Source organism: Stakelama marina, from assembly GCF_018122655.1.
In the GTDB taxonomy this organism is placed as follows: Bacteria; Pseudomonadota; Alphaproteobacteria; order Sphingomonadales; family Sphingomonadaceae; genus Sphingomonas; species Sphingomonas marina.
Genome location: NZ_JAGRQC010000002.1, coordinates 238,564 through 260,629 on the forward strand (window position 1 = coordinate 238,564; position 22,066 = coordinate 260,629).

Sequence of the window (22,066 nt, forward strand, 5' to 3'; positions counted from 1 at the left end):
GGAGATGACTGTCGAAACTGCCGGCCCGACGATCCTTGGCGTCGATGTCCTCTGGGTGGCGACGATGCTGTCGGGCATCGCGACGTTCATGGTGCTCGTCGCGATCTATACCGTCACCACAGCACGCGACCCGATGGCGAAGCGCGTCAAGGCGCTCAACGATCGCCGCGAGCAACTGAAGGCGGGCATTACCGCCTCGACCTCCAAGCGCCGCGCGAAACTGGTCAAGAAGAACGACACGACCGATTCGATCCGCAAGCTCCTCCAGTCGATGAAGGTGCTGCAGGACGAGCAGGTCCAGGCGGCCCAGATCAAGCTGCTGCAGGCCGGTATCCGGTCGAAGGAATATGCGGTCGCAGTCATTTTCGGCCGCATGGTGACGCCGATCGTGCTCGGCGGACTGGTCGCCTATCTGGTCTATGGTACCGAGATGTTCGCCGACTGGAGCGCGATCAAGGCCTATGGTCTGGTCGCCGGCACGCTGGTGCTCAGTTACAAGGCGCCGGACATCTATCTGAAGAACAGGATCACCAAGCGCAGCCATGCTATCCGCAAGGGGCTGCCCGATGCGCTCGATCTGCTCGTGATCTGTGCCGAGGCCGGCCTGACGGTCGATGCGGCCTTCCACCGCGTCGCGAAGGAACTGGGCCGTGCCTATCCCGAACTGGGCGACGAATTTTCGCTGACCGCGATCGAGCTGGGCTTTCTGACCGACCGCCGCCAGGCATTCGAAAACCTGGCGATGCGTATCGACCTCGATGCGGTAAAGGGCGTCGTCACGACGATGATCCAGACCGAGAAATACGGCACTCCGCTGGCGTCCGCGCTGCGTGTCCTGTCGGCCGAATTTCGTAACGAACGGATGATGCGCGCCGAGGAAAAGGCCGCCCGCCTGCCCGCGATCATGACGGTGCCGCTGATCCTGTTCATCCTGCCGACGCTGTTCGTCGTCATCCTTGGCCCGGCGGCCTGCTCGATCAACGACGCGCTGCTCAAATAAGGCTGTCGAGGGTCGCCGCCAGGCGGCGGGAACGCTCTTTCCTCCCCGGTCGTTAATCCCCCGTAACATCGGAGGAGTGCGACATGCTGTTCACGACCACCGCGCAGTTCGTGGTGCTGGGCCTGGCCCTTGTTGCAGGCTGGTTTTTCGGGCTGGCGAGCCATCCCGGCGGCCGGAAATGGAAGGAGCGCTATCGCACGCTCGAAGCCGAGCACAAGGCGTATCGCGAAGAGCAGGAGCGTGCGCTGAAGGAACGCGACGAGCGTATCCGGGAGGTCGAGGCCGAGCGCGATCGTATTGCCAAGGCTTCCCCTGTCGCCGCCAATGCGGTAACGGGCAACACCGTGACCGAAGACCGGCCATCGGGCCATCGTGGATGGTTCGGCTGGGGGCGCGACAATCTGTCGCGGATTCGCGGTATCGACGAACGGATGGAGGCACACCTCAACGCGGAAGGGGTCAAGACCTATGCCGCGATAGAGGGACTGTCCGCCGAAGAGGAAACCGCGCTGGAGGACAAGCTCGACATGGAGCGCGGCCGGATCGCACGAGAAAACTGGCGCGAGCAGGCCACCATGCTGCGCGAGGGAAAAGAAGAGGAGCACTCACGAGATTATGCCTGATAAAGCCACCTGGTCGCTCGACGCGGTCGTCCACAAATCGGAAGGCTCAGCGTTCGGCGCCGCATTCCCGCAGATCAAATCGACTTCGGTCATGGTGGCGGCCGACACGCTCGAGGATTGCCGCGAGCGTATGGCGATCATGCTGCGCAACATCTTTTCCGCCGACAGTGAACCCGTCGTCGGAAAGTCGCTGCTGGGCGACAATGCCGCCAGCGACTTTTACGGCATCATCCCTTGCACCGTAACGCGCGATGCCGATGGCGGCGTCGACGTGGAAATCGGCGAGCTCAAGACCGGCTGATAACGGCACGGCGCGGCCTCGGTGCTCCTGCATCACAGGAGCACCGGCGCGTCTTATCGTTCATCCCGCAACGCCGCCTGCGCCGCCGCCAGCCGGGCGATCGGCACGCGGTAGGGTGACGCGGAGACGTAATCGAGCCCGACCTTTTCGCAGAAGGCGATCGAGGCCGGATCGCCGCCATGTTCGCCGCAGATGCCGAGCTTTATGTCGGGCCGCGTCGCCCTGCCGCGCTCGGCGGCGATTTCGATCAGTTCGCCCACGCCCTCGATATCGAGGCTGACGAACGGATCGCGGGCATAGATGCCCTTGTCGACATAGGTGCCGAGGAAACGTCCCGCATCGTCGCGGCTGACGCCCAGCGTCGTCTGCGTCAGGTCATTGGTGCCAAAGCTGAAGAATTCGCCGCATTCGGCGATCTCGCCCGCCTTGAGCGCCGCACGCGGCAGCTCGATCATCGTGCCGATCAGATAGCTGAGCGTGCGCCCCTTTTCCTCGAACACGGTCTTGGCGGTCTTCTCGACCACCGCGCGCATCAGCTCGAGTTCCTTGCGGGTGGCCACAAGCGGGATCATCACTTCGGGGGTCGGTGCATCGCCCGATTTCTCGGCAACGTCGCACGCCGCCTCGAAGATCGCGCGCGCCTGCATCTCGTAGATTTCGGGATAGGTCACACCCAGCCGGCAACCGCGATGGCCGAGCATCGGGTTGAATTCGTGGAGCTCGGCCGCGCGGCGCTTGAGCTTTTCGACATCCATGCCGATCGCGTCGGCAACCTCCTGAAATTCCTCTTCCTCGTGCGGCAGGAATTCGTGAAGCGGCGGGTCAAGCAGGCGGATCGTGCACGGAAGCCCAGCCATCACCTCGAAAATCTCGGTGAAGTCCTTGCGCTGGTGCGGAAGCAGCTTGTCGAGCGCAGCGCGCCGTCCCTTCTCGTCCGAAGCGAGGATCATCTCGCGCACCGCGTTGATGCGACCGGAATCGAAGAACATGTGCTCGGTACGGCAAAGGCCGATGCCTTCGGCGCCGAATTCGCGTGCGGTGCGGCAGTCGTTGGGTGTTTCGGCGTTGGTACGCACCGTCAGGCGCCGCCCCTTGTCCGCCCATTCCATCAGCGTGGCGAAGTCGCCGGCAAGTTCTGGCTTTACCGTCGGCACCTCGCCCACCATCACCTCGCCGGTCGCGCCGTCGATGGTGATGATATCGCCTTCCTTCACCTCGCGGCTGCCGACGCGCATCACGCCTTCCTTGGCCTTTACCGACAGCGTGCCCGCGCCCGAGACGCAGGGGCGGCCCATGCCGCGCGCGACCACGGCGGCGTGGCTGGTCATGCCGCCGCGCGCGGTCAGGATGCCCTTCGCCGCGTGCATGCCGTGAATGTCCTCGGGGCTGGTTTCGACGCGCACGAGGATGACGTCTTCGCCGCCATTGGCCTTTTTCTCGGCGCTGTCGGCGTCGAACACGACCTTTCCGCTCGCGGCGCCCGGCGAGGCGGGCAGCCCCTTGGTCAGCACGTCGCGCTCCGCCTCGGGATCGAGCGTCGGGTGGAGAAGCTGGTCGAGCGCCGCCGGATCGACGCGGATGACAGCTTCGTCCTGCGAAATCAGCCCCTCGCCCGCCATCTCGACCGCAATCTTGAGCGCGGCCTTGGCGGTGCGCTTGCCGGTGCGCGTCTGGAGCATCCACAGCTTGCCGCGTTCGACGGTGAACTCGATGTCCTGCATGTCGCGATAATGGTTTTCGAGGCGTTCGAAGACCTCGACCAGTTCGGCATAGGTGTCGGGCAGCGCCTCTTCGAGGCTGAGCGGCTTGGCTCCCGCATTTTCTCGCGCGCGTTTCGTCAGATATTGCGGCGTGCGGATGCCAGCGACGACGTCCTCGCCCTGCGCGTTGATCAGAAATTCGCCGTAATAGGCCTTTTCGCCCGTCGAGGGATCGCGGGTGAAGGCGACGCCGGTGGCCGAGGTGTCGCCCATATTGCCGAACACCATCGCCTGGACATTGACCGCGGTGCCCCATTCGGACGGGATCGAGTGGAGCCGGCGATAGACCTTCGCGCGCTCGACATTCCACGATCCGAACACCGCGCCGATCGCGGTCCATAGCTGATCGTTCACGTCCTGCGGGAAGGGCTTGTCCCACATTTCCCTGACCAGCGCCTTGTACTCGTCGACCAGCGCGCGCCAGTCCTTCGCCGTCATCTCGGTATCGAGATTGTAGCCGCGATCTTCCTTGGCGATCTCCAGCGCTTCCTCGAACCGGCCATGATCGAGGCCCAGGACGACGTCGCAATACATCTGCATGAAGCGGCGATAGCTGTCCCAGGCGAAACGCTCGTCATCGGCCTTTTTCGCCAGCCCCTCGACCGTCTCGTCGTTCAGCCCCAGGTTGAGGACCGTGTCCATCATTCCCGGCATCGAGACGCGCGCGCCCGAGCGGACCGAAACGAGCAGCGGGTCGGACGCGTCGCCGAATTTCTTGCCCGTAATTCCTTCGATATGCGCGATGCCGTTCGCCACTTCCTCGCGCAGCGAATCGGGGAAGGCCTCACCCTCCTCGTAATAGCGCGTGCACATCTCGGTCGAGATCGTGAAGCCCGGGGGCACCGGCAGGCCGATCGACGCCATTTCCGCCAGGTTCGCGCCCTTGCCGCCAAGGAGGTTCTTGTCCCCCTGGCCGCCGTCCGAAATCCCGCCGCCGAAGCGGTACACATAATGCGTCATCGTGTTCGTCCTGCCCTTTCCTTTGGCCAACCATTCCTGGGGAAGAAACACGCCGGCTGTGGCTTAGGTTCACACTATTCCCGCTGATCGGGACAGAAAATATCCCTTTCGGGTTCGATCGTTACCCCTCGATCTTCGAGAAGTCGGCGACGCGGTGCACCGCATCGCGCATCCGCGCGAGCAGGTCGAGCCGCGCGGCGCGCTTGTCCGCATCGGTGTCGTTCACCGTCACCGTGTCAAAGAACGCATCGATCGGCGCGCGCAGGCTGGCAAGCGCCGCCATTGCGCCTTCGAAATCCTCGTCCTCGATCGCGGCCGCCGCCTTGGGTTCGGCCGCATCGAGCGCGCGGATAAGGGCATCTTCGGCAGGTTCGGGCGTGTAGGAAAGCGTTTTCTTGTTGCTCCCCTCGTCATGCCGGTCGGAAGCGGTATCGCCCCAGCCTTCCTTCTTGAGGATATTTGCCGCGCGCTTGTAGCCGGCGAGCAGGTTCGCGCCGTCCTGCGATCCGACGAACGCCTGAAGCGCCTTCACCCGCGCGAGCAGGCGGACGAGATCGTCCTCGCCGCCGAGCGCGAACACCGCGTCGATCAAGTCGTGCCGGACACCCGCCTCGCGTTGCTGGACCTTGAGGCGGTCGGCGAAGAAATTCAAAACTTCGCTTTGAAAAAGCTCGTAATTATTCAGCGTGTCTTTTTGCCAATTTTCGGCGTCGGCCCCTTGAATCCCGGACCTTGCGAGAAACGCTTCTATAAAATCAAATACGCCCCCGCCTTGCTTTGCAATCGCAGTCGCCCAGTCAGCTTCAACGCGGCTAATTTCATTGGACCAGACAAACATCGTTGATCTTGCTGCCAACCAAGCACGATCAAGCGGTTCAGTCACGGCAATACGAAGCGCGTTGGCCATCGTGATTGCCAAAACGCCGAACGCTGCTCTTCGCACCGCGAATGGATCTTTTGAGCCAGTCGGGGGCTCCTTTGCCGCGAAGAATGCCGCCACAGTATCCAGCTTATCCGCCAAACTCACCGCAACCGTCACCGGCGCGGTGGGAACGTCGTCGCCCTGCCCAACCGGCTTGTAGTGGTCGCGGATCGCTTCCGCCACGCGCGGGTCTTCGCCCTGCGCGGCGGCATAATAGCCGCCCATCAGGCCCTGCAGCTCGGGGAATTCGCCGACCATGCCGGTGACGAGATCGGCCTTTGCCAGCCGCGCCGCGCGTTCGGCCATGTCGGCCAATTCTCCCCTCCCGCCTGCGGGAGGGGTCGGGGGAGGGCTTGCCGGAGAGGCGGCGGTCGCGGCTGACACGCCCTCCCCTAGCCCCTCCCGCGACCGGGAGGAGGAATCGACCACGATGCCCTCTTCGACCAGCCATCTGGCCAGCTTGGCGACGCGGTCGACCTTGTCGGCGACGGTGCCGAGCTTTTCGTGGAAGACGATCTTTTCGAGCCGCGGTGTCAGATCCTCGAGCTTCGTCTTGAGGTCGGTCTCGTAGAAGAAGCGCGCGTCGGACAGGCGGGCGGCGAGGACCTTTTCGTTGCCAGCGACGATCCGGTCACCGCCATCGGCCGCGTCGATATTGGCGACGCAGACGAAGGCGTTGGTGAGCTTGCCATCCTGCTCGCACACGAAATATTTCTGGTTCACGCGCGCGGTGAGCTGGATCACCTCGGGCGGCACGTCGAGGAACGCCTCGTCGAAGCGGCCGAGCAGCGGCACCGGCCATTCGGTGAGCCCGGCATTTTCGAACAGCAGCCCGTCATCCTCGACGAGCGACAGATTGGCCTGGTTCGCCGCCATCTTCGCGCCGAGCGCGATGATGCCGCGGCGTTCGGCGCCGTCGACGATGACGTGGCACGCGCGCAGCTTTTCGACATAGTCGGCGGCCGAGCCGATGGTGATTTCGCCGGGATGGTGGAAGCGATGGCCGAGCGTGGTCGCGCCCGACCGGATGCCGGCGAATTCGAAATCGACCACATCGTCACCGAACAGCGCGACGATGCCGTGGAGCGGGCGCACCCAGCGCAGGCTCTCGGTCGAGGTCGAGGCGTCGCCCCAGCGCATCGACTTGGGCCAGGGAAAGGCGCGGATGACGGCGGGGATCGCCTCGGCAATGACCGCCGCAGTCTCGCGTCCCGGCGTGTCGATGACGGCGAAGTATGTGGCGCGTCCCTTGACCTCACGCACCTCGAGCTGGTCGCGCGTCAGACCGGCCTTGCGGCAGAAACCCTCGACCGCCTGATCGGGCGCGCCTTGCGGAGGCCCCTTCAGTTCCTCGGACACCGCCTCGGTCGCCTGCGGCAGCCCCTTCGCGATCAGCGCGAGGCGGCGCGGCGTGGCGTAGGTGGTGATGGCGTCCGCCTTCAGCCCCGCCTTGCCGAGCTCGGCGACGAACAGCTTTTCGAGGTCGGCGCGCGCCCGCTCCTGCATGCGCGCAGGGATTTCCTCGGAGCGGAGTTCGAGCAGGAAATCGGTCATTAGTTATTCCTCCCCTGCAAGGGGAGGTGGCGACCCGCAGGGTCGACGGAGGGGGGCGTGCGATCCGGCGACGCCCTTCCACCATGCTGCGCGCGGCCCCTTTCCCCGTTCCAGGTAGGATGTTGTGCGGCTACGATCATTTCCATTTTGGATCGCCATCACAGCACCCACCCCGGAAAGTTCGCTTCCCATTCGGGCGTCTTCTTGTCGATCCATGCCTGGCAGCTGCCCTTCGCGAGATCGCGGACGCGGCCCATATAGGCCTGGCGCTCGGCGACCGAGATCACCCCGCGCGCCTGCAGCAGGTTGAAGGTGTGGCTGGCCTTGATCGCCTGTTCATAGGCCGGGATCGGCAGCTTCGCGTCGATGCAGCGTTCGCATTCGGCGGTCGCCTTTTTGAACAGGTCGAACAGCGACTCCGTGTCGGCGACCTCGAAATTCCAGGTCGACATCTGCTTTTCGTTTTCGAGGAACACGTCGCCATAGCTGACGCCCGCGTCGTTGAATTTCAGGTCGTACACGCTGTCGACATTCTGGATGTACATGGCGAGGCGTTCGAGCCCGTAGGTCAGCTCGCCCGCGACGGGCTTGCAGTCGAATCCGCCCATCTGCTGGAAATAGGTGAACTGCGTCACCTCCATCCCGTCGCACCAGACTTCCCAGCCAAGCCCCCAGGCGCCGAGCGTCGGGCTTTCCCAGTCGTCCTCGACGAAGCGGATATCGTGCTGCGTGAAGTCGATGCCGATCGCCGCAAGGCTGCCGAGATAGAGGTCCTGCAGGTCCGCCGGGCTGGGCTTCAGGATCACCTGATACTGGTAATAATGCTGCAGCCGGTTGGGATTTTCGCCGTAGCGGCCATCGGTCGGGCGACGGCACGGCTGGACGAAGGCGGCGTTCCACGACTCCGGCCCCAGCGCCTTCAGCGTGGTGGCGGTGTGAAAGGTGCCCGCGCCCATTTCCATGTCATAGGGCTGCAGGATCAGGCAGCCGCGATCGCTCCAGTAATCGTGGAGCGTCAGGATCATGCGCTGAAAACTTAAGGGTTCGGTCACGAGGGCCCCTTGTGGCGGTGCAATATGGCGATGGCGGTGCCTTGCCGGATCGCCAGCGGGGAATCAAGCAAGCCGGTATTTGTCAGGATATAGCGACCTTTTGTCAGGTCTTGTTGACATCGTCGCGACTCGCTGACATAAAGTCAGGGAAACCTGACAACGATTCGGGAGCAAGCGAATGAAAAGACGGGCAAGGGTCCGATGCTGGCGGACATGAAGAACCGATTGAAGGTGCTGCGCGCCGAACGCGACTGGAGCCAGGCCGAACTGGCCGGGCGGCTCGATGTGTCGCGACAGGCTGTAAACGCGATCGAAACGGGGAAATATGATCCTTCCCTGCCGCTCGCATTCAAGATCGCGCGGCTGTTCGAACAGCCGATCGAGGAGATTTTCGATGACGGAGTTGATGATGAACGCTGAACGGTCGGGAGCCGAACGCCTGAAGGCGCGCGAGCGGCGGCGGTGGATGATCGGGCTTGCGGCACTGGTAGTGCTGGCGCTCGACGCGATCTTCCTGTGGCGCCAGGGCGGCGCGTCGTTCGACCTTGGCGACATGTCGCCCGATCTGGCGAACGGCATCGCCACGGGCATCCTGGTCGGCTGCCTTGTCTTCATCCCGCTGGCGCGCAGAATGAAGCATTGCGACGAACACGAGCTTCGCGCGCGCCGCCTCGCATCGCAGGCGGGGTTCTTCACCTTCCTGATCGCGCTGCCGGTCTGGGCGCTGTTCGCCGCGGGGAACACGCTGCCGCCGGTCAACGCGATCGCGGTCTGCCTGGCCGCGCTGGCGGTCTATCTCGCGGTGTTCGCGTGGAACAAATACCGCTGAAAAGCGGCCACAACCCTCTTTCAAGTCAAAGGATATTGCATGATCAGGAAATTTGCAGCGCCGCTGCTGAGTATCGCGCTGTTCGCCTCACCGGCGCTCGCTCAGGATACGGCGCCCGCCGCATCCGCGGCCGCCACCGCCTCGACCACGGTCGATGCCGATCCCGCCTTGTGGGTGGTGAAGGACGATGACACGACCATCTATCTGTTCGGGACCTTCCACGCGCTGCGACCCAATATCGACTGGTTCGACGATGCGGTGAAGACCGCCTTCGACAAGTCGGACAAGGTCGTGTTCGAAACCGATATCAGCAACCCGGCCAAGATTCAGGCGGGACTGATGAAGCTGGGCGTATCGACCGACGGCAAGCCCTTCACCGACAAGATGACCGCCGATCAGAAGGCACGCTATGTCGGCCTGTTGAAGGATTACGGCATGCCGGCCACGTCGCTCGACATGTTCAAGCCCTGGGCCGCGGGCATGGTGCTGTCGGTGGTCGGTATCCAGAAGGCCGGGTTCGACCCGAACAAGGGTGCCGAACGCACGTTGCTGGCGGCAGCGCAAGAAGCGGGCAAGACGCTCGGCAAGTTCGAGACGGTGGAAGAACAGCTCGGTTTTTTCGCATCGCTGCCCGAGGACCAGCAGCTCGAGTTCCTCAACTCGGTGACCGAGGATCAGGAAGCGGGCGTCAAGATGCTCAACGAGATGCTGAAGGACTGGTCGGCCGGCGATCCCGACGCGCTCGGCAAGCTGATGAACGATTCGATGACCGAAACGCCCGAGCTCGCCAACATCCTGCTCTATAATCGCAACGAGCGCTGGGCGACCAAGATCAAGACGATGCTCGACACGCCGGGCACGGTGTTCATCGCGGTCGGCAGCGGGCACCTTGCCGGGCCGAAAAGCGTCCAGGCCGATCTCGCCAAGCTGGGCGTGAAGACGGTGCGCATCAATTACGAATAGGCTAAGCGCGCATGCGATGCGCATGCTTATCCAACTGATCGCAGCGCTGGCGATCGCCCTTGCCGCAACCGGCTGTCAGCAGCAGGAAACGGCGAAGGCGACCCCGGCGCTGTGGCGTGTTTCGGACGGCGACACGGTGGTGTGGCTGTTCGGATCGATCCACCTGCTGCCGCCCGAGCTGCGGTGGCGGACACCCGCGCTGGCCCGCGCGATCGACCGCGCCGACCTGCTGGTGCTGGAAATCCCGCCCGGCGACCCGGCGCGGCAATCGGCCACGTTCCTGCGAATGGCGCGGGCGGACGACCTGCCGCCCATCGCCGAGCGCCTGCCCGAGGCGCAGCGCCCGCTGCTCGCAAAGGCGGCGCACCAGGCGGGCGTCGATACCGCCACGCTCGACGGGCTGAAAAGCTGGGGCGCGGCGCTGATGCTCGCATCCGGTGCGGGGCGCGAGGACGGCGCGACCCGCGATGCCGGCGTCGAAGCGGCACTGACGCGCGATTTTTCGGACAAGGGCAAGCATATCGCCGCATTCGAAACGCTGACCGGACAGCTCGGCCTGTTCGATGCGCTGGACGAGCGCGCGCAGCGCCATCTGCTCGCCCGCGCCGTCGCCGACGCCGCCTCGCCCGGCGGCGGCTATGCCGAAACGCTGGCGGCGTGGCGCGCGGGCGATGCAAAGCGGCTGGAGGCGAGCTTCAATCCGCTGTTCGCGGGAGAGCCGGCGCTGGAGACGGCGTTGCTGACCGGGCGCAATGCACGCTGGAGCGACTGGATCGCCCGGCGGATGCGCAATCCCGGCCGCGTCCTCGTCGCCGTCGGCGCGGGGCATCTGGTCGGCCCGAAATCGGTCGTGGCGATGCTGCGCAAGCGCGGCTTCACCGTCGAGCGCGTCGAATAATCACCCCTCGCCCACCGGCAGCGCCGCGGTCGAATAAGACGACACGGTCTCCCAACCCAGCGCCGTGTAGAGCGCATGGCCGTCGGGGCTGGCGACCAGCACCGGCAACGCGTCCGCACTGCGCCGTTCCGCGCCGAGCATGGCCATGACCGCGCGCCCAAGCCCGCGCCTCCGGTGCGCAGCGTCGGTCACGATCCGGTCATAGGCGAACACGCCCGCCGCTTCCGCCGCATATCCGCTCGCGGCGAGCGACCCGTCGGCCGCCAGGATGCGGACATGGCTGACCGGGCCATCGCTCGACAGCCCGGCGGAATATCCCGCGCGCAGCGATGCCGCGCCCACACCCGCCCCTGCCCCGGTCATGAAGAACCCCGTGGCGGTCACGTCCCAGCGATCGGGCAGAAGCGCCGCGAGCGTATCGCGGCCGGCGCACAGCTTCAGGAAAATCCGCGGCCGGTCGATCATCGTACCCAGTGCCTCCAGCCCCGGCTCGGGCGCGGCGAAGAGATAGCGGCAGATTTCGGCATCGCTCGCCGTGTCCACGCGCCAGCCGCCATGATCGGCAACCGGCGCCGGCACCTTGCGGGCGAGCGAACGCGCGGCGATCCATGCGTGAAACAGCTCGCGTTCGACGCCGTCCGTTGCGATTCGACGATTCATGGCGCCTCCCTTATGACGCGCTGTGGCGCGCGACAATCGGCACGCTTGCGCGCCGCTGCCAGCCGCTTGCCTTTCGCGCGCGGCGCGCCTATACGCGCGCACTTCCGGCCATGGTCATCCCTGGAGGCGTGGCCGGTGTACCATATATCCAGCGCTTAAAAAGGAAACTGGCATGAGCGATCAGCTTAAGCTTATGGCCGAGACGCGCGACCGGGTTGGCAAGGGAGCCTCCCGTGCGCTTCGTCGCGAAGGCCGCGTCCCCGCCGTTCTCTACGGCAACAAGAAAGACCCCCTTGGCATCCATGTCGAGGAACGCGAACTGATGAAGATGCTCAACACCGGGCACTTCATGAACTCGATCATCATGATCGACACCAATGACGGCAAGCCGGTTCGCACGCTGCCGAAGGACGTGGCGCTTGACCCGGTCACCGATCGCCCCGTGCACGTCGATTTCCTGCGCATCGACGAACATGCCAAGGTCCATGTGAACATCCCCGTCGTCTTCACCGACGAAGAGGAATCGCCGGGCGTGAAGCGCGGCGGCGTGCTCAACATCGTTCGCCACGAGCTTGAGCTGGTGGTCGATGCGGCGAGCATCCCCGACGAGATCGCCATTTCGCTCAAGGGCCTCGACATCGGCGATTCGATCCATATCAGCCATGTCGATCTGCCCAAGGGCGCCGAATCGGCCGTGACCGATCGCGACTTCACCATCGCCACCGTCGTCGCACCGTCGGCGCTCAAGTCGAGCGAAGACGAGGCCGCCGCCGAGGAAGGCGAGGAAGCAGAGACCGAGGTTACCGAGCAGGAAGCCGACACGGTCATGGGCGAGGACGAGGGCGACAAGGAGGCGTAAGATCGCCTCTTCCACCCTCTCCTATCGTATGCGCAGCGGCATGGCGGCGCTGGCCATGGCGGGGCTCATCGCCCTGCCCGCCGGCTCCGCCGCCCGCGCCGACGTTCCGGCACAGGCCGGCAAGGTGGACCATGATGCGGTCTGCTTTGCCGGCCTGAGCTATGTAAACACCGTGTTCGCGCGGCGCGGCGACAAGCTGAAGCCCGCCCAGCGGCAGCAGATGGCGCTGTTCCGCTATGCCATCCCCTTCTACGCAGCCCGGCTGACGGCGAGCTTTGATGACGATCAGCTTGCGGCGCAGATGGCCGCGGGACAGGCCGCATTCGCCGCGATCCACGACAAGGGCGCGGCCACGGTCGCCTGTTACGGCATCTACAAGGACGCGATGAAACGCGTCACCGCCGCGTTGGAAGCGGCCCCAGCGCCCGAAGCCGACGCCAAGCAGGACGAGGACGCCGCGACCGACGACAAGGCGGCCGCCCCGGCGAGCGACGAACCTTCCGAGGAGCAGGCCGTTTCCGAAGGCGAGAGCAACGCCGCCGCCGACGCACCGTCCGACGACGAAACCGGCGAGCGCTGATCCGATGCAGATCTGGGCAGGTCTCGGCAATCCCGGTCCGCGCTATGCGATGCATCGGCACAATGTCGGCTTCATGGCGATCGACGCGATCGCCGAAGTCTATGGCTTTGCCGCGCCGAAGAAACAGTTTCAGGGCTGGGTCCAGGAAGGCCGCGTCGGCAACGAAAAGATCGTGCTGCTGAAGCCCGGAACCTTCATGAACGAAAGCGGCCGTTCGATCCGCGCGGCGATGGACTTTTATAAACTGTCGCCCGGCGATGTGACGGTCTTTCACGACGAGCTGGATCTCGAACCGTTTCGCGTGAAGGTAAAGACCGGCGGCGGAAATGCGGGGCATAACGGCTTGCGTTCGACCGATGCGCATATCGGCGCCGATTTCCGCCGCGTGCGGCTGGGCATCGGCCATCCCGGCCACAGGGACCGCGTGACCGGATATGTTCTCGGCAACTATGCCAAGAACGAGATCGAGGACCTGACCGACATGCTGGGCGCGGTTGCCGCCGAAGCCGAATGGCTGGCCGCAGGCGACGACGCGCGCTTCATGAACGAGGTCGCGATGCGGATGCAGCCGCAAGCATAGGACGACCGACGGGCCGCCCGCTCGATCCCGCCGGTTTTCAGCCAGTTGCGAGCAAGCGCGGTACGTAGAATTCCGACGCCCGTCCTTACGAAGGTTTAAGCAGGGCGTACTATCCTGCCGTTTCTGATTCTGGTGACATCCGAACCAGGTCAACCGTCTCGATCATTCTATGCGGAATACAGCGATGAATTCTGTTCCCGGCACATCGGCTGATGCACATGCGATATCGGTCATGGGCTCGGTGGGACTCGATGGAAACGATCTGGTGATCGCTCTGCTCGAGCAGAGCGACGATTGCATCAAGATATTGAGCATCGACGGCCACCTGGATTTCATGAACTGCAATGGCCTGAAAGCCATGGAAATCGATTTTCCCGAACTGGTACTCGGCAAGCTGTGGTGGAAACTCTGGCCGAGCCAGTCGCAGGATTTCGTGAAACAATGTTTCCTGAAAGCGGCCCGGGGCGAAGAGGCAAGATTTGAAGCCGATTGCCCTACGGCAAAAGGCACGCCCCATCGATGGAATGTGCATCTGAAGCCGCTTACCGCCCGAGAGGGAACAGTGGTGTCGGTTCTGTCAACTTCCCGCATGGTGACAGGTGCGTCCGACACGAAGGGAAATGAACTCGTTCCCGAACGAGCCTAGTCCCCGCCAGATCTGCTGGCGGAGCAGCTCTCCCCTCGCAGTCGATTGACACCTTCGCCGCTTTCCTCAATCGTCTGGGCAAAGGCGTCGCGCCGTCCGGCGGGGCGTTCCGAACGGGGAAAATCAAGGGGGCATCATGAAGGCGGGAAGGATCAGGCCGCGCACGGCACTGGCGCGGATCGTGACGGGGGCCGCGGTCGCACTGTCGCTCGTCGCGTGCAGCAGCAACGGCGACAGCCATCCGCAAACCGCGTCGTCGCAACAGGCACCGCAAAGCTATAGCCGCGATCCGTATCCATCGACCTATCATGCCTATCCGGGCGTGCCGACGCTCGTCACCAACGTCACCATCTTCGACGGTGAGGGCGGACGGATCGACGGCGGATCGGTGCTGTTCGCGGGCGGCAAGATCGTCGCGGTCGGCCAGTCGGTCGATGCGCCGGCCGGCGCCACGGTGATCGACGGCAGCGGCAAGGTGCTGACGCCGGGCATTATCGATGTCCACAGCCATCTGGGCGACTATCCCTCACCCTCTGTCCAGGCCCTGTCGGACGGAAACGAGGCGACCGATCCGGTCACCCCCGATGTCTGGGCCGAACACAGCGTCTGGCCGCAGGACCCCGGCTTCAGCCGCGCGCTCGCCAATGGCGGCGTGACGACGCTCCAGATCCTGCCCGGCTCTGCCAATCTGTTCGGCGGGCGATCGGTCGTGGTGAAGAATGTCTATGCCCGCACGGTACAGGGCATGAAATTTCCCGGCGCGCCCTACGGCCTGAAAATGGCCTGCGGCGAGAACCCCAAGCGCGTATATGGCAGCCAGCACCGCAAACCTTCGACGCGGATGGGCAATATTGCGGTCGATCGCCAGACCTGGGCGAAGGCGCAGGCCTATGACCGCAAATGGACGAAGTACGAACAGGACGGCGGCGACATGCCCGACCGCGACATCGCGATGGATACGCTGCGCGGCGTTCTGCACGGCGACATCCTGGTCCAGAACCATTGCTACCGCGCCGACGAGATGGCGGTCGTCATGGATATGGCGAAGGAGTTCGGATACCATGTCACGGCGTTCCACCACGCGGTCGAGGCGTACAAGATCGCCGACCTGCTGAAGGCCAACGACACCTGCGCGGTGGTGTGGGCCGACTGGTACGGCTTCAAGATGGAAGCCTATGACGCGATCGAGGAAAACCTCCCGCTTCTCGAAAAGAACGGCGCCTGCGCGTCGATCCATTCGGACGATGAGAACGGCATCCAGCGCCTGAACCAGGAAGTCGCCAAGACACTTGCCGCCGGGCGGCGCGCAGGCATCGACATTTCGGATGCGACCGCATGGAAATGGCTGACCTACAATCCCGCGAAGATTCTGGGAATTGCCGACAGGACCGGCAGCCTGAGGCCGGGCAAGATGGCTGATGTCGTATTGTGGAACGGCGATCCGTTCAGCGTCTATACGCGGCCCGAAAAGGTCTGGATCGACGGCGCGCTAATGTACGACATGGACGACCCGTCTCGCCGACCGGTTTCCGATTTCGAACTTGGCCAGCCCGGTGCGGGAGACGTGAAATGAAGCGCATTGCCCTGACCCTCGCCGCGCTGCCCGCCATGGCGCTCGCGGCGGCCGCGCCCGCTGCTGCGCAGAATGTCGCGATCACCAATGCAAGGCTCGTCATCGGCGACGGCTCGGCACCGATCGAGGGCGGAACCGTCGTCGTGCGGGGCGGCCGCGTCGTCGCCGCCGGCAAGAGCGTTGCCGTACCCGCCGGCGTCCATACTATCGATGCCAAGGGACGCTGGGTGACGCCGGGTATCGTGGCGGGCTTCACCCGCCTCGGCGTGGTCGAAATCGACGGCGTGTCGCAGACCAACGACGCGGGCGCCGGCGACAGCCCGTTCCACGCGGCGATCGACGTGGCACCTGCGGTCAACCCGCTGGCGATGCCGGTCGCGATCAACCGCGCGGCGGGGATCACCCGCGCCATCGTCGCGCCCGAAAGCGAAGGGTCGATCTTCGCCGGTCAGGGCGCGGTCATAGACCTTGGTCGCGACCACGATCCGATCACCAGGCGCCGTGCCTTCCAGTTCATGGAATATGGCGAGGACGGCGCCCGCGAAGCCGGTGGCAGCCGCCCCGCCGCCTTTGCGATGTTTCGCAACGCGCTGATGCTCGCGCGCGATTATGCGCGCGATCCCGGCAGCCATCCCGATCAGGGCAAGGACGCGCTTCTCAACCGCTATGATGCACAGGCGCTGATGCCCGTCGCGAAGGGCGAGGTGCCGCTGCTCGTCCATGTCGAGCGCGCGTCCGACATTCTGACGCTGCTCGACCTGAAGCGCGAGATGCCGGCGCTGAAGCTCGTGCTGGTCGGTGCGTCCGAAGGCTGGACGGTGGCGAAGGATATCGCGGCGGCCGGGGTTCCGGTGATCGCCAGCGCGCTCAACGACCTGCCCTCGGGCTTCGACCGGCTCGCCGCCACCCAGTCGAACGTCGGGCGGATGATCGCCGCGGGGGTTACCGTCGGGCTGGGTACGATCAACGACAACGACGCGCGTCAGGCACGACACGAAAAACAATATGCCGGCAATCTGGTCGCGCTGACGAAGGTGCCCGGAGCCACGGGGCTGAGCTGGGACCAGGCATTCGCCGCCATCACCTCGGGCGCGGCGAAGGCGGTCGGCATGGACGGCGAGATCGGATCGCTGAAACCGGGCCGTCACGGCGACGTGGTGATCTGGAGCGGCGACCCGCTCGAACTTTCGACCACGGCCGAAAAGGTGTTCGTCGACGGTGTCGATCAACCGCTACAGACGCGGCAGGACCTTTTGCGCGAACGCTATATGAACCCGGCAGAGGGCAATCTTCCGGGCGCATACCGGCGCTGAAGCCAATCGGGGTATTGGCGGCGAAAGCGTCTTCAGCCGCCGCCGATGCCTTCGGTCACCTTGCCGCTGCCGCCGCATTCGGGACAGGTCTTTCCATCGATCCTGCCGCTGCCGTTGCAGCGCGGGCAGATGTCTTCGCCGGTTCCCAGTGTGCCGGGTTCGGCCTCGTCGCCGGGATTGGTCGCCTGGGTCATGGTCGTTCCTCCTTGTCGAAAGAGCCAACGGACCGCGCCGCAATCTGCTCCGTGAACGGAGCGGCATGAGTGGACAGGCGCGTCGCCGCGCGGCATGGGCGACCGCATGAATCCGCGTTTCGAATTTTCCATCCAGGCAACCGACGGCGCCGCGCGCACCGGTACGATCGCGATGCGCCGCGGCGAAATCCGCACGCCGGCCTTCATGCCCGTCGGCACCGCCGCGACGGTGAAGGCGGTGAAGCCCGCGGATGTTCGCGCAGCGGGCGCCGACATCATCCTTGGCAACACCTATCACCTGATGCTGCGCCCCAGCGCCGAGCGCGTCGCCCGACTGGGCGGGCTGCACGGATTCATGGGCTGGGAACGGCCGATCCTGACCGATTCGGGCGGGTATCAGGTGATGAGCCTGTCCGACCTGACCAAGGTCACCGAAGAGGGCGTGGCGTTCAAAAGCCATCTCGACGGGTCACGCCACATGCTCAGCCCCGAACGTTCGATGGAGATTCAACGGCTGCTCGGCTCCGACATCGTGATGGCGTTCGACGAACTGGTGCCCGCCACCTCGACACGCGACGTGCAGGCGGCGGCGATGGAGCGGTCGATGCGCTGGGCCAGACGGTCGCGCGACGGCTTCGACGCGGGCGGCGACCATGCCGAAGGCGCCGCATTGTTCGGCATTCAGCAGGGCGCGCTCGACGAGGGGCTTCGCAAGGCGTCGGCCGACGCGCTGACGGATATCGGCTTCGACGGATATGCGATCGGCGGGCTGGCCGTGGGCGAAGGGCAGGAAGCGATGTTCGGCGTGCTCGATTACGCCCCCGGCCAGTTGCCGGCGGATCGCCCGCGCTATCTGATGGGCGTGGGTAAGCCCGACGATATCGTCGGCGCGGTCGAACGCGGCGTCGACATGTTCGATTGCGTGCTGCCCACGCGGTCCGGCCGCACGGGACAGGCGTTCACGCGGACCGGGCCGATCAACATCCGCAACGCGAAGTTCGCAGAGGATAGCGGGCCGATCGACCCGACCTGTCCCTGCCCCACCTGTTCGGGCTGGAGCCGCGCCTATATCCATCACCTCGTCCGTTCGGGCGAAATTCTGGGCGCGATGCTGATGACCGAGCATAATCTGTGGTTCTATCAGGGGCTGATGGCCGATCTGCGCACCGCGATCGCCGATGGCAGGCTGCGCGACTTCGCCGAGGCGTTCCGCCGCGATTATTATCGGCCCAAGGACTAGAAACACGCGCCGCATCCATTTTGCGGGTTGCAAGTTGGTACCGGAAATGGTCGGCCTAAGCAGTTGTGCCTGCCGGGAACCGGAGAAGATTGGTGAGCGACGAGAACGAGATCACGACCGCCGTGCGCGAGAGCAACACGACGCGCGATAACGCATCGCGTACCGAGGATCCGGGCAAGCGCCGCCGCTGGCCCATCGCATCGATCGGACTGGGCGTCGGCTCGGCAGCGCTCGCCGCCGCCGCCATCTATGCGAGCAAGCAGCGCCGCGAAAACTGACCGGCGCGCGGTACGGCCTCGTCCGGCGATGAAAGCCCATCGCGCTGTATCGCCGCGTTGACACACCCGCGCTTGCGAGCGCATGGTTGCAATTCCTGATTGATTTCCCGGAGTTGCAACGAATGCGCCTCACCCGTGCCGCCCTCATGCTGGGCGCCGCCCTGCTGCCGCTGACCGCCGCCGCGCGTACCCTGACCGCCGAACCGGCCGCAGCAACGGCACAGGCCGGCGCGGACGCGGTGAAGCCGCTGAATTTCACCGAGCGCACGCTGGCGAACGGCATGCAGGTCTATGCGATCCGCGACACCTCCACCTCCAACGTGTCGGTGCAGGTCTGGTACAAGGTCGGGTCGGTCAACGATCCCAAGGGCCGTTCCGGCTTTGCCCACATGTTCGAACATCTGATGTTCAAGGGCACGCGCAATCTGGCGCCCGAACAGATGGACCGGCTGACCGAGGATGTCGGTGGTTTCAACAACGCATCGACCAATGACGACTACACCAATTATTACGAGGTCGTCCCCGCAAACCATCTCCAGCGGCTGCTGTTCGCCGAAGCCGACCGCATGTCGGGGCTGGTCGTCGATCAGAAGAATTTCGATTCAGAGCGCCATGTCGTCGAAGAGGAACTGCGCAGCCGCGTGCTCGCGCAGCCCTATGGCAAGCTCTTCTATCTCTATTTCCCCGAAATGTCGTTCCGGACCTCGCCCTATGGCCGGCCGGGGATCGGCAGCATCGAGGACCTCGATTCGGCGACGCTGACCGATCTGCGCGCCTTCCACGCGACCTATTACCGCCCCGACAATGCGATCCTCGTCGTGTCGGGCAATTTCGATCCCGCGCAGCTCAACAAATGGGTCGATAAATATTTCGGCGACCTGAAGAATCCCGACCGGCCGATTCCCGGCGTGAACCTGCAAGAGCCCGAGCGGACCAAGCCGGTCGATTACACCGTATATGAACCCAACACGCCGCTGCCCGCGGTCGCGATCAGCTATCCGCTGCCGCCCGACAACAGTCCAGACATGCCCGCGCTGGAAGTGCTCGACGCGATCCTGTCGGGCGGTCACCATTCGCGGCTCTACGACAATGTCGTTTACAAGGATCAGCTCGCCGCGCAGGCGAACACCTATCTCGATACCAAGCGCGGTCCGGGCGCGCTTGCCGTCTATGCGATCATGGCGGGCGGCAAGACCGCCGATCAGGGCGTGGCGGCGCTGCGCCAGCAGATCGCGGCGCTGCGCGATGCACCGGTAACGCCCGAAGAGCTTTCCGAGGCCAAGAACGAGATCGTGACCAATGCGCTGCACGGCCGAGAAACCGCGCAGGGCAAGGCTTCGACGCTGGCGCAGTCGGTCATTATCGACGGCGACCCGCACGCCGCCGACAAGCAGCTCGCCGAAATCCAGAAGGTGACCGCCGCCGATGTGCAGCGCGTGGCGCGCAAATATCTGGCGGAAGATCGTTCGGCGACGCTGCGCTATCTGCCCGAAAGCGCCAAGCCCGCCGATGCCAAGAGCGACACGCTGGGGGTATCCGACACGATCGCGGTCAAGCCGCTGACCCCGCCCGCGAACATTCCCGTAGTGACCGCGGCGACCGGCGCCGACCGCATACCGCTGCCCAAGCCCGGCGCCCCGGTAAAGGCGAACATCCCGACGCCGCATGTCTCCACGCTGCCCAATGGCGTGAAACTGGTGGTGGTCGAACGCCACGACCTGCCGCTCGTCAGCGCGCTGGTAAGCGTGAACGGCGGATCGGTGCTCGACCCCAAGGGCAAGGCCGGCCTTGCTTCGATCACCGACGAATTGCTCACCAAGGGCACCGCGACCCGCTCGGCGACCGAAATCGCCGAACAGATCGAATCGCTGGGCGGCTCGATCGGCAGCGGCTCCAGCTGGGACAGCGGCACCGCGAGCGTCGATGTCCGCTCGAACGAGATCGAACCGGCGATGCGTATCCTCGCCGATGTCGCGCAGAACCCCGCTTTCGCGCAGGGCGAGATCGACCGCGAGCGCAAGCAGACGATCGACGGCATCAACGTTCAGCTGAAAAATCCGGCCGCGCTCGCCGCGATGGCCGCCAATCGCGCGGTGTTCGGCGATGCTCCCTATGGCCATCTCGATTCGGGAACGCCGAAGTCGCTGGGCGCGATCGGGCGCGACGATATCGCCGCCGCCTATGACGCCACCTGGCGGCCCGACCGCGCCACCATCGTCATGGTCGGCGACGTGACGCAGGCACAGGCGCAGCAGCTTGCGACCCGGTATTTCGGTAGCTGGAAAGCACCCGCCGGTGCCGCCGCGGCCCCGGTTCCCGCGACCACATCCTATCCGGCGCCGCGCGTGATCGTGGTCGACATGCCCGATGCCGGCCAGGCCGGCGTCGTGGTTGCGCGCCCCGGCATCGCGCGCAACAATCCCGAATATTATGCCGGTCAGGTCGCCAATTCGGTGCTTGGCGGCGGATATTCCTCGCGGTTGAACGAAGAGGTTCGCGTCAAGCGCGGGCTTGCTTACGGCGCCGGCAGCTCGCTCGACGCCCGTCGCCGCGGCGGTGTCGTTTCGGCGCGGACCCAGACCAAGAACCCGTCGGCGGCAGAGGTCGTCTCGATCATGGTCGACCAGATGAAGAAGATGGGCACCGAGCCGGTTAAGAGCGACGAGCTCGAACCGCGCAAGGCGACGCTGATCGGCGGATTCGGCCGTGCGGCGGAAACCAACTCCTCCGTCGCGAGCATCCTTGCCAGCTATGTCAGCGAAGACGTGCCGGTGAGCGAGATCGACAAGTTCATCCCCGAGGTGCAGGGCGTCAATGCCGCACAGGTACAGAGTGCGGCCGCCAGGCTGCTCGACCCGTCAAAGGCGAGCATCGTCGTGGTCGGCGACGCCAAGCAGTTTGTCGGCGATCTGCGCAAGACCTATCCGGACCTCGAGGTGATCGAGGCCAAGGATCTCGACCTCGACAGCGCGACGCTGAAATAAGGCGCGAAAGGCACGGTGCGTCCGGGCGCGCCGTGCCGCTATCGACGTGCGCGCCGGGCTAGGCTTGCTTGTCCTCGCGGCCCGACAGTCGTGCGTCGAGCGTTGCCATGCGCGTTCCGAGCCGGTCGAGGATAGCCTGCCGCTCGGCATCGCCGACTGCGGACCAGCGCGCGATTTCGTCGCCGGTGCGTCCGCAACCGAGGCACCAGCCGGTTTCGGTATCGAGCGTGCAGACAAGGACGCAGGGACTCATCACCTGCGCGGGGGCAACGCTTTCGATGAAGTCGTCGTCCATGC

General features: G+C 64.9%; 22 protein-coding genes. 16 read left to right on the forward strand and 6 right to left on the reverse strand.

Annotated features, from left to right (window positions below; all coding sequences use genetic code 11):
- Positions 1-4: 4 nt before the first annotated feature.
- From J7S20_RS07645 to J7S20_RS07655, 3 genes are all read left to right on the forward strand, one after another.
- Complete coding sequence (locus J7S20_RS07645) at positions 5-1,000, forward strand: type II secretion system F family protein (protein ID WP_284053649.1); 996 nt, start codon at positions 5-7, stop codon at positions 998-1,000.
- A gap of 83 nt (positions 1,001-1,083) precedes the next feature.
- The gene (locus J7S20_RS07650) at positions 1,084-1,623 is read left to right on the forward strand and encodes a hypothetical protein (protein WP_284053650.1); all 540 of its coding nucleotides are present in this window, start codon (positions 1,084-1,086) and stop codon (positions 1,621-1,623) included.
- Positions 1,616-1,924 carry a hypothetical protein gene (locus J7S20_RS07655; protein WP_284053651.1) on the forward strand — a complete coding sequence of 103 codons (309 nt, stop codon included), beginning with the start codon at positions 1,616-1,618 and terminating at the stop codon, positions 1,922-1,924. Before J7S20_RS07650 ends, J7S20_RS07655 begins: the two co-directional genes overlap by 8 nt.
- A 53-nt stretch (positions 1,925-1,977) precedes the next feature.
- Here the strand turns inward: J7S20_RS07655 and ppdK are convergent, their stop codons facing one another.
- From ppdK to J7S20_RS07670, 3 genes are all read right to left on the reverse strand, one after another.
- A complete protein-coding gene (ppdK, locus tag J7S20_RS07660) occupies positions 1,978-4,644 on the reverse strand; it encodes a pyruvate, phosphate dikinase (protein WP_284053652.1) in 2,667 nt (888 codons plus the stop codon).
- 121 nt (positions 4,645-4,765) lie between these two features.
- A complete protein-coding gene (glyS, locus tag J7S20_RS07665; RefSeq protein ID WP_284053653.1) occupies positions 4,766-7,120 on the reverse strand; it encodes a glycine--tRNA ligase subunit beta in 2,355 nt (784 codons plus the stop codon).
- A 158-nt stretch (positions 7,121-7,278) separates the two neighbouring features.
- Positions 7,279-8,145 carry a glycine--tRNA ligase subunit alpha gene (locus J7S20_RS07670; protein ID WP_284054040.1) on the reverse strand — a complete coding sequence of 289 codons (867 nt, stop codon included), beginning with the start codon at positions 8,143-8,145 and terminating at the stop codon, positions 7,279-7,281.
- A 240-nt stretch (positions 8,146-8,385) separates the two neighbouring features.
- On the opposite strand from J7S20_RS07670, the gene J7S20_RS07675 reads away from it, so the two are divergent.
- From J7S20_RS07675 to J7S20_RS07690, 4 genes are read left to right on the forward strand one after another with little or no spacing between them, the layout of a single operon-like run.
- Entirely contained in the window at positions 8,386-8,592 is a 207-nt protein-coding gene (locus tag J7S20_RS07675) for a helix-turn-helix transcriptional regulator (protein WP_284053654.1), read from the forward strand.
- Entirely contained in the window at positions 8,567-9,001 is a 435-nt protein-coding gene (locus tag J7S20_RS07680) for a hypothetical protein (RefSeq protein WP_284053655.1), read from the forward strand. Before J7S20_RS07675 ends, J7S20_RS07680 begins: the two co-directional genes overlap by 26 nt.
- A 39-nt stretch (positions 9,002-9,040) precedes the next feature.
- Entirely contained in the window at positions 9,041-9,964 is a 924-nt protein-coding gene (locus tag J7S20_RS07685; protein ID WP_284053656.1) for a TraB/GumN family protein, read from the forward strand.
- Positions 9,965-9,986: 22 nt separating this feature from the next.
- Positions 9,987-10,862, forward strand: coding sequence for a TraB/GumN family protein (locus J7S20_RS07690; RefSeq protein ID WP_284053657.1), 876 nt, complete (start codon positions 9,987-9,989; stop codon positions 10,860-10,862).
- Here the strand turns inward: J7S20_RS07690 and J7S20_RS07695 are convergent, their stop codons facing one another.
- Entirely contained in the window at positions 10,863-11,522 is a 660-nt protein-coding gene (locus J7S20_RS07695) for a GNAT family N-acetyltransferase (protein WP_284053658.1), read from the reverse strand.
- Between the two features lie 172 nt (positions 11,523-11,694).
- Between J7S20_RS07695 and J7S20_RS07700 the strand changes: the two genes are divergently transcribed.
- The 6 genes from J7S20_RS07700 (at position 11,695) to J7S20_RS07725 (ending at position 17,073) form a co-directional block, all read left to right on the forward strand.
- Complete coding sequence (locus tag J7S20_RS07700) at positions 11,695-12,381, forward strand: 50S ribosomal protein L25/general stress protein Ctc (protein WP_284053659.1); 687 nt, start codon at positions 11,695-11,697, stop codon at positions 12,379-12,381.
- Positions 12,382-12,421: 40 nt separating this feature from the next.
- The gene (locus J7S20_RS07705; protein WP_284053660.1) at positions 12,422-12,961 is read left to right on the forward strand and encodes a hypothetical protein; all 540 of its coding nucleotides are present in this window, start codon (positions 12,422-12,424) and stop codon (positions 12,959-12,961) included.
- Positions 12,962-12,965: 4 nt separating this feature from the next.
- A complete protein-coding gene (gene pth / locus J7S20_RS07710; protein WP_284053661.1) occupies positions 12,966-13,541 on the forward strand; it encodes an aminoacyl-tRNA hydrolase in 576 nt (191 codons plus the stop codon).
- Between the two features lie 184 nt (positions 13,542-13,725).
- A complete protein-coding gene (locus tag J7S20_RS07715; RefSeq protein WP_284053662.1) occupies positions 13,726-14,187 on the forward strand; it encodes a PAS domain-containing protein in 462 nt (153 codons plus the stop codon).
- Positions 14,188-14,323: 136 nt separating this feature from the next.
- Positions 14,324-15,760, forward strand: a complete 1,437-nt coding sequence (locus J7S20_RS07720; protein ID WP_284053663.1) for an amidohydrolase — start codon at positions 14,324-14,326, stop codon at positions 15,758-15,760.
- The gene (locus tag J7S20_RS07725) at positions 15,757-17,073 is read left to right on the forward strand and encodes an amidohydrolase family protein (RefSeq protein ID WP_284053664.1); all 1,317 of its coding nucleotides are present in this window, start codon (positions 15,757-15,759) and stop codon (positions 17,071-17,073) included. Before J7S20_RS07720 ends, J7S20_RS07725 begins: the two co-directional genes overlap by 4 nt.
- Before the next feature lie 32 nt (positions 17,074-17,105).
- On the opposite strand, the gene J7S20_RS07730 is transcribed toward J7S20_RS07725, so the two are convergent.
- Positions 17,106-17,267: a hypothetical protein gene (locus J7S20_RS07730; protein WP_284053665.1), complete on the reverse strand. Its 162-nt coding sequence runs from the start codon at positions 17,265-17,267 to the stop codon at positions 17,106-17,108.
- A 106-nt stretch (positions 17,268-17,373) separates the two neighbouring features.
- Between J7S20_RS07730 and tgt the strand changes: the two genes are divergently transcribed.
- The 3 genes from tgt (at position 17,374) to J7S20_RS07745 (ending at position 21,769) form a co-directional block, all read left to right on the forward strand.
- The gene (gene tgt / locus J7S20_RS07735; RefSeq protein WP_284053666.1) at positions 17,374-18,507 is read left to right on the forward strand and encodes a tRNA guanosine(34) transglycosylase Tgt; all 1,134 of its coding nucleotides are present in this window, start codon (positions 17,374-17,376) and stop codon (positions 18,505-18,507) included.
- A gap of 92 nt (positions 18,508-18,599) precedes the next feature.
- Positions 18,600-18,785, forward strand: coding sequence for a hypothetical protein (locus J7S20_RS07740; RefSeq protein WP_284053667.1), 186 nt, complete (start codon positions 18,600-18,602; stop codon positions 18,783-18,785).
- Positions 18,786-18,907: 122 nt separating this feature from the next.
- Complete coding sequence (locus J7S20_RS07745) at positions 18,908-21,769, forward strand: M16 family metallopeptidase (protein ID WP_284053668.1); 2,862 nt, start codon at positions 18,908-18,910, stop codon at positions 21,767-21,769.
- Positions 21,770-21,827: 58 nt separating this feature from the next.
- Here the strand turns inward: J7S20_RS07745 and J7S20_RS07750 are convergent, their stop codons facing one another.
- Positions 21,828-22,064, reverse strand: a complete 237-nt coding sequence (locus J7S20_RS07750) for a DUF1289 domain-containing protein (protein WP_284053669.1) — start codon at positions 22,062-22,064, stop codon at positions 21,828-21,830.
- Between the last annotated feature and the right edge of the window lie 2 nt (positions 22,065-22,066).

Coding starts and splice junctions, on each gene's coding strand:
- J7S20_RS07720 (WP_284053663.1), top strand. CDS start 14,324: ATGAAGGCGGGAAGGATCAGGCCGCGCACGGCACTGGCGCGGATCGTG.
- ppdK (WP_284053652.1), bottom strand. CDS start 4,644: ATGACGCATTATGTGTACCGCTTCGGCGGCGGGATTTCGGACGGCGGC.
- J7S20_RS07715 (WP_284053662.1), top strand. CDS start 13,726: ATGAATTCTGTTCCCGGCACATCGGCTGATGCACATGCGATATCGGTC.
- J7S20_RS07725 (WP_284053664.1), top strand. CDS start 15,757: ATGAAGCGCATTGCCCTGACCCTCGCCGCGCTGCCCGCCATGGCGCTC.
- J7S20_RS07700 (WP_284053659.1), top strand. CDS start 11,695: ATGAGCGATCAGCTTAAGCTTATGGCCGAGACGCGCGACCGGGTTGGC.
- J7S20_RS07650 (WP_284053650.1), top strand. CDS start 1,084: ATGCTGTTCACGACCACCGCGCAGTTCGTGGTGCTGGGCCTGGCCCTT.
- J7S20_RS07750 (WP_284053669.1), bottom strand. CDS start 22,064: ATGGACGACGACTTCATCGAAAGCGTTGCCCCCGCGCAGGTGATGAGT.
- J7S20_RS07680 (WP_284053655.1), top strand. CDS start 8,567: ATGACGGAGTTGATGATGAACGCTGAACGGTCGGGAGCCGAACGCCTG.
- J7S20_RS07645 (WP_284053649.1), top strand. CDS start 5: ATGACTGTCGAAACTGCCGGCCCGACGATCCTTGGCGTCGATGTCCTC.
- J7S20_RS07730 (WP_284053665.1), bottom strand. CDS start 17,267: ATGACCCAGGCGACCAATCCCGGCGACGAGGCCGAACCCGGCACACTG.
- J7S20_RS07670 (WP_284054040.1), bottom strand. CDS start 8,145: ATGATCCTGACGCTCCACGATTACTGGAGCGATCGCGGCTGCCTGATC.
- J7S20_RS07745 (WP_284053668.1), top strand. CDS start 18,908: ATGCGCCTCACCCGTGCCGCCCTCATGCTGGGCGCCGCCCTGCTGCCG.
- J7S20_RS07685 (WP_284053656.1), top strand. CDS start 9,041: ATGATCAGGAAATTTGCAGCGCCGCTGCTGAGTATCGCGCTGTTCGCC.
- J7S20_RS07690 (WP_284053657.1), top strand. CDS start 9,987: ATGCTTATCCAACTGATCGCAGCGCTGGCGATCGCCCTTGCCGCAACC.
- pth (WP_284053661.1), top strand. CDS start 12,966: ATGCAGATCTGGGCAGGTCTCGGCAATCCCGGTCCGCGCTATGCGATG.
- tgt (WP_284053666.1), top strand. CDS start 17,374: ATGAATCCGCGTTTCGAATTTTCCATCCAGGCAACCGACGGCGCCGCG.
- J7S20_RS07705 (WP_284053660.1), top strand. CDS start 12,422: ATGGCGGCGCTGGCCATGGCGGGGCTCATCGCCCTGCCCGCCGGCTCC.
- J7S20_RS07675 (WP_284053654.1), top strand. CDS start 8,386: ATGAAGAACCGATTGAAGGTGCTGCGCGCCGAACGCGACTGGAGCCAG.
- glyS (WP_284053653.1), bottom strand. CDS start 7,120: ATGACCGATTTCCTGCTCGAACTCCGCTCCGAGGAAATCCCTGCGCGC.
- J7S20_RS07695 (WP_284053658.1), bottom strand. CDS start 11,522: ATGAATCGTCGAATCGCAACGGACGGCGTCGAACGCGAGCTGTTTCAC.
- J7S20_RS07655 (WP_284053651.1), top strand. CDS start 1,616: ATGCCTGATAAAGCCACCTGGTCGCTCGACGCGGTCGTCCACAAATCG.